Genomic DNA, 2750 nt, shown 5'->3' on the forward strand with positions numbered 1-2750 from the left:
GGTGGCCCGCGCGGGCTCCTTGGCGTCCTCGCCGCCGTCCTCTCCGTCCGCCCTGGCCGCCGCGGCGGCCGCGGCCCGCTTGCCGTCCTCGATGGCGCCCGCCTGCGCCAGCAGGGCCTCCTCCTGCTGGGCGGCCAGGGAGGCCGGGGCCAGCGCCGGCGAGGGCCGCTCGCCCGGGGCGCCCAGGGCGGGCTCCCCCGCGAAGGGGGCCGGGCCCTCCTGGAGCACCCGCGGGCCCGCGACGAGGGCCGCGCGGCCCCCCGCCCGGCCCTGGCGGTCCGGGCGGTCGCGGCGCACGGCGCCGTTGCGGCCGTCGTCCTGGCCCACGATGTAGAGGCCGTCGTCGCCGGTGCCGTCGCCCGGCCCCGGCTTGGCGCCCGCCGGGGCCCCGGCACCGCCCGCCCTGGTCTTGCCGTCGTCCGTCGCTCCCTCGCCCTCCGGGCCCGCCTTCGCGGCCGGCTCGGTGAGTTTGCCGCCCCTGCGCCAGCCGGCGTCCGCGAGGAGGGCCTGGGCGGCGTGGGTGTCCTGCCCGCCGAGGGCGTCGCTGTTGTCGGCGTACGCCTGCTGCCCGGCCAGGGCCAGGTGGCTGCCGACGGGCTTCGCCGGCAGGCCGAGCGGCTTGAGCACGATCTCCGCGAGCTCCTTGCGGTCCAGCGCCCGGGCGATCGCCCGGCGGACCCGCTCGTCGGACAGCGGGCCGGACGCCCCGTTCATGGCCAGCTGGGTGTACGAGGGCTCCAGCGACTTGCGGACCTCGAAGCCGCGCAGGGCCGACTGCTCGTCCGCGTACTTCTTCACCGCCTCGTCGTTCTTCTGCCGGCTCTCCTGCTCCTCCCTGGCCTTGGCCTCGTCGGTGCCGTGGGCCAGCGCCCAGGAGAGCGTGGCCTGCGCCGGCGTCAGGGAGGCGCCCGGACCGTGGCTGCCGTCGACGCGGCCGGCGTCGCGGTGGGCGAGGGCGATGCGGTCGGCGCCCGCGCGGTCGACCTCCGCCAGGTCGACCTTGCCCGCGGCCAGCGCGGCCGGCCGGCCGGCGCGGGGGACCGCCGTCAGGACCAGGCTGTCCAGCTTGGCGGGCCGGCCCCACCAGCGGGGGTTGCGGGTCAGGGCCGCGGTGCCGGTCTTCTTGTCGACGGCCCCCAGGTTGAAGGGCCCGGCCGTGACCTTGAGGGCGCCCCGGGCCCCCTCGTTGAAGGCCTCCGGGGTGCCCATGACCTGCTTCGGGTAGAGCGGGGTGAACAGGGAGCGCCAGTCCGCGTACGGGCGCACGAAGGTGACCTTGACCTCCAGGTCGTTCTTGCCGCGCTCGATCTTCTCGATCCGCTCGTAGCCGGCGTTGCGGGCCGTCCAGTACGCCGAGTCCTTGCCGTTCAGGGCCCGCCACTGCGCCACGAAGTCGGGGGCGCCGATCTCCCGTCCGTCGCTCCACACCGCCTTCTGGTTCAGCCGGTACAGCACGACCTGCTTGGGTTCGCGCTCGATGACCTCGGCCTTCTCCAGGTAGTCCGGATTGGCCACCGGCCGCCCCTTGGCGTCCAGGGTGAACAGCTGGGGCAGGACCGCCCCCGCGATCCTGCCGGTGGTGGCGTCCGCGTCCGCCTGGAAGCTGTTCAGGGTCTCCGGCAGGGAGTCCACCGCCCACCGCAGCACCCCGCCGTCGGCGACCTGTTCGCGCGCCGTCAGCGCGATGTCCGGTCCGGCGGCGGCCGGCCCGCCGTCGTCCTCACCCGCCCCGCAGCCCGCGAGGAGCGGCAGTGCAAGGACTCCCGAGGTGAGGAGCGCCAAGGACCTGCGCGTTCTCTGCGTCATGGGTGGTACCTCCGGGGCGGGGCGTGGAGCCGTGAAAGAGGGGGGCCTTGATCACGTTCGGCGGTATATGGAGCTGATCACACTGGTGCCGGAACCCACTGAAATGGACAGCCCGCCGGGTCCTTCGGACCGGGCCCGCGCCACGCCGCGAACCCCACCCGTGCGGACCAATCCGGGTTGCGGCCCGGACGGGCGTTCCCTCGTTCGAGGGATGAAAATGGGGGCAGGGAGGGGCGCACGGTTTGCGCCTGCGCGCCCGGAATCGCTGCACGTCCCTTCACAACCGGGGACGGGAGGCGCGACACTCGCAGGCGCCCGTGAGCGTTGCCACCGCATCCCCGCGGAAGTGAGGTCACGTCATGTCCCTGCAAGACGATCTGACGGCCGTACGACGCAACCTGAACGAGCTGGTCCGCTCGGTGGAACGGCTGGAGCAGGACGTCGCCCGGCAGTCGCCGGCCGCCGCCCCCGCGCCCGCCGGCCCGTCCGGGATGGTCTCCGTCCCGGACACCCCGTACGACCAGTCCAAGTGGACGGACACCGACGACGAGGGCCTCGGCGTCCGCGACCGCCGCGCCCCCTGAAACCCGGCTCCCGCCACCTTCGGCACCACCCCATCCGGCCCGGCCGCGCGAGCGGCCGGGCCTCCTGGGCCACCCCTCATCGCACTCCACCCGGAGTTCTCCTTGGCCACCAGCACGGAACCATCCCGGCAACGGCCCGGCGGGGTCCACTCCCCCTCCCGGGCCGCGATCACGGCCCGGCACCTGCGGACCGACCGGTGGTGGCTCGCCCCCGCCGGCACCGCGGCCGGGCTGCTCGCCTTCATCGTCTACTCGACCTGGCGGGGGGGGGGGGGGGGCGGGGCCGCCCCCGCCGCCCCCCCCCCCCCCCCCCCCCCCCCCCCCCCCCCCCCCCCCCCCCCCACCCCCCCCCCCCCCCCC

Annotated in this window: 2 protein-coding genes and 1 pseudogene; 2 read left to right on the plus strand and 1 reads right to left on the minus strand. The window is 76.1% G+C overall.

What is annotated here, in order from left to right:
- Positions 1–1806 (minus strand): ABC transporter substrate-binding protein (locus tag WDV06_RS36625; RefSeq protein ID WP_395514126.1); only part of this gene is annotated, 1806 nt, incomplete at its 3' end.
- Positions 1807–2165: 359 nt separating this feature from the next.
- Between WDV06_RS36625 and WDV06_RS36630 the strand changes: the two genes are divergently transcribed.
- On the plus strand, positions 2166–2390 hold the full coding sequence (locus WDV06_RS36630; RefSeq protein WP_395514127.1) for a hypothetical protein: 225 nt from the start codon (positions 2166–2168) through the stop codon (positions 2388–2390).
- Positions 2391–2492: 102 nt separating this feature from the next.
- Positions 2493–2750, plus strand: a pseudogene (locus tag WDV06_RS36635) (hypothetical protein); the annotation flags it as partial.

It is taken from the genome of Streptomyces racemochromogenes (assembly GCF_044129415.1).
Classification (GTDB): Bacteria; Actinomycetota; Actinomycetes; order Streptomycetales; family Streptomycetaceae; genus Streptomyces; species Streptomyces racemochromogenes_A.

What these genes read in the sequence shown, in the direction of transcription:
- WDV06_RS36630 (WP_395514127.1), top strand. Translation starts at nt 2,166, where the DNA reads ATGTCCCTGCAAGACGATCTGACGGCCGTACGACGCAACCTGAACGAG.